Source organism: Roseicyclus sp., from assembly GCF_052168335.1.
In the GTDB taxonomy this organism is placed as follows: Bacteria; Pseudomonadota; Alphaproteobacteria; order Rhodobacterales; family Rhodobacteraceae; genus Roseibacterium.
The window spans coordinates 1-2724 of the sequence record NZ_JBQLZP010000161.1; the positions used below are offsets into that span (position 1 = coordinate 1).

The 2724-nt window shown below is 71.8% G+C and carries 4 protein-coding genes; all 4 read left to right on the forward strand.

The features are described 5' to 3' along the window. Positions 1-233: hypothetical protein (locus ACTS11_RS04975; protein ID WP_442639239.1), on the forward strand; the 233-nt coding region annotated here is incomplete at its 5' end. A 107-nt stretch (positions 234-340) separates the two neighbouring features. Beyond that, a complete protein-coding gene (locus ACTS11_RS04980; RefSeq protein ID WP_442639240.1) occupies positions 341-1000 on the forward strand; it encodes a TetR/AcrR family transcriptional regulator in 660 nt (219 codons plus the stop codon). Next, positions 997-2301: a phenylacetate--CoA ligase family protein gene (locus tag ACTS11_RS04985; protein ID WP_442639241.1), complete on the forward strand. Its 1305-nt coding sequence runs from the start codon at positions 997-999 to the stop codon at positions 2299-2301. The genes ACTS11_RS04980 and ACTS11_RS04985 overlap by 4 nt, the downstream gene beginning before the upstream one ends. After that, a partial coding sequence (locus tag ACTS11_RS04990) for an enoyl-CoA hydratase/isomerase family protein (protein WP_442639242.1) occupies positions 2298-2724 on the forward strand: 427 nt, incomplete at its 3' end. The genes ACTS11_RS04985 and ACTS11_RS04990, both read left to right, overlap by 4 nt.

Consider the following 2724-nt stretch of genomic DNA (forward strand, 5'->3'; position numbering starts at 1 on the left):
TGGCCCGCGCCGCCGGTCTCAAGTCCCGTGCCTCCGCGCGGAAGTCGCTGACCGTGGCAGGGGCGGCCATCGCGCGCTTCCTCGCCGGCGCGCCGGAGGGCGAGGACGCGTCGCCCGGACCGGAAGCCATCGACCTGGTGGCCTACAGGGGCACCCCGCGGGACGGGAGCGAGGACGGCCCCTGGATCCTGCACCCGGAACTGCGCGCGGCGGTCGCGGCGATGCGCGCCTGATCCGCAGCCCCCGGGCCGTCGCATGGTGGCCGCGGGGGCGATCCGCGCGGCTTGACGGGCGCATCAAAAATGATACTGATGTCATGTTCAGTAAAGATACGGCTGCCATGACCCAACCCGATCCCCGTCCGACCGCTCCGCCATTGGCCGCCTTCGACGACCGGCTCGCGCAGGGGCGGGACACCCTCCGCAAGGGGGAGCGGACGCGGACCGACCTGATGCGCGCTTGCGCCCGCCTCATGGCGGAGGCGTCCTTCGATCGGCTCACCGTCGGCGCCGTCTGCAAGGCGGCAGGCGTCGCGCACGGAACCTTCTACATCTACTTCCCGAACCTGAACGCGCTCGCGGCCGGGGTGCTCGGCGCCTTCGTCGACCACGTCCAGCTCGAGATGCGGGCCGCCGCGCGGGGGGCGGGCGATCCGGTCCGCACCACGACCGCGGCCTACATGCGCCTCTTCGAGGAGAACGCGGGGCTCATGAAGTGCCTCGTCACCGGGATCGAGACCTTCCCCGAGGCGCGCGCGGCCTTCCACCGGCTGAACCGGGACTGGGTGGAGACGGTGACGCGCGCGGTCCTCCGCCAGGGGGCGCAGGAGCGGGCGGAGGCCGAGACGATGCGGCGTGCCTACGCGCTCGGCGGCATGGTCGACCAGTATCTCACCGCGCTGCACGTCACGGGCGATCCGTCGGTCGCGGCGCTCTCGGGGGACCGCGAGGCGGTTCTCGATACCCTCACCGATCTCTGGAAACGGGGCATGGCGCCATGACGCTGATCCACGACGCGCACAAGATCCCGCCCGCCGACCTCGAAGCCCATCGGCAGGCCGCGTGGGAGCGGCAGGGCGCCTACGTCGCGGCGAACTCCGCCTTCTACAGGCGGCTCTGGGACGGCAAGGCGCCGCCCGCGCGGCTCGGGGACCTGGCCGAACTGCCTTTCTCCGACAAGGCGGGCCTGCGCCTCTCGCAGCCCGCGCACCCGCCCTTCGGCGACTACCTCGCCGCCCCCCGCGCGCGCGTCTCGCGCCTGCACCGCACGTCGGGGACGACGGGGCAGGCGATGAACCTCGCGCTCAGCGCCCGCGACTGCGAGATCACCGAGGTCGTGGGCGGGCGGGCGCAGGCGCTGGCGGGGCTCGGGCCCGGCATGACGGTGGTGCATTGCCTCAACTACCAGATGTGGATGGGCGGACTGACCGACCACATGACGCTGGAGCGGACGGGCGCGACCGTGGTGCCCTTCGGCGTCGGCTCGACCGAGCTTCTGGTGCGCACGATCCTCGAGACGGGGATCGACGCGATCTCCTGCACGCCGTCCTATCCGACCGTGCTCGAGCGTGTCATCGCCGAGCGTTTCCCCGACCTCGCGCCGCGCGATTTGGGGCTGAAGCTCGGGCTTTTCGGGGGCGAACCGGGGCTCGACGATCCGGCCTTCCGGCAGCGCCTGCGCGACGTCTGGGGGATGGAGCCCAGGAACGCGAACTACGGCGTCTCGGACGTGTTCTGCAACTTCGCGTCCCAGTGCGGAGAGGTGACGGACCTGCACTTCGTCGCCCATGACGTGCTCCATGCCGAGCTGATCGACCCTGAGACCGGGGCGCCCAAGCCCCTCGAGCCCGGCGCCGAGGGGGAGCTGGTGCTGACCCATCTCGAGCGGGAGTGCCAGCCGCTCGTCCGCTTCCGCACCGGGGACATCATCGCCATCGGCGGCACGGACACCTGCACCTGCGGCTGCACCGGCTTCCGCTTCCGCGTGGTGGGGCGGTCGGACGACATGGTGGTGGTGCGCGGGCTCAACATGTTCCCGACGATGGTGGCGGCCGTCATAGGCGCCTTCGCGGAGCTCTCGGGCGACTACCGGATCATGCTCGACACGCCACCGCCCCACGACCGTCTGCCGGTGCAGGCGGAACTGGCGAAGGGGCGCGCGGACGACGGCACGCTCGCGCGAAGGCTCGAGGCCGAGCTGAAGGCGAAGCTCGGCGCCACCGCCGCCGTCACCATCGTGCCCGCCGGCACCTTCCCCGCGACCGAGGGCAAGACCCGCCGCGTCTTGAGGAGCTACGCATGAACGACTTCACATACGACACCATCCTCTCCGCCATGACCGGGGAGGGGGTGCGCACCATCTCGCTCAACCGCCCGGCCTCGCTCAACGCGATGAACCGCAGGCTGGTCGAGGAGGTGGCGGCGGCCTTCGACGACGCCAACCGCGACCGCGCGACCCGCGCCATCGTCTTCACCGGCGCGGGGCGCGCCTTCTGCGCGGGCGACGACCGGCACGAGCATGTCCACCCCGGGACGGCGGAGGAGGCGCGCGAGATCGTCGACGCGATCCAGCGCGCGACCGAGGCCATCGTCTTCGGCGCCAAGCCCGTCGTGGGCGCGATCAACGGCTGGGCCGTGGGCGGCGGCTTCGAATGGGCGATCAACTGCGACTTCCCGATCTGGGCCGAGAGCGCGCGGGCCTTCTTCCCCGAGGTCTCGCTGAACC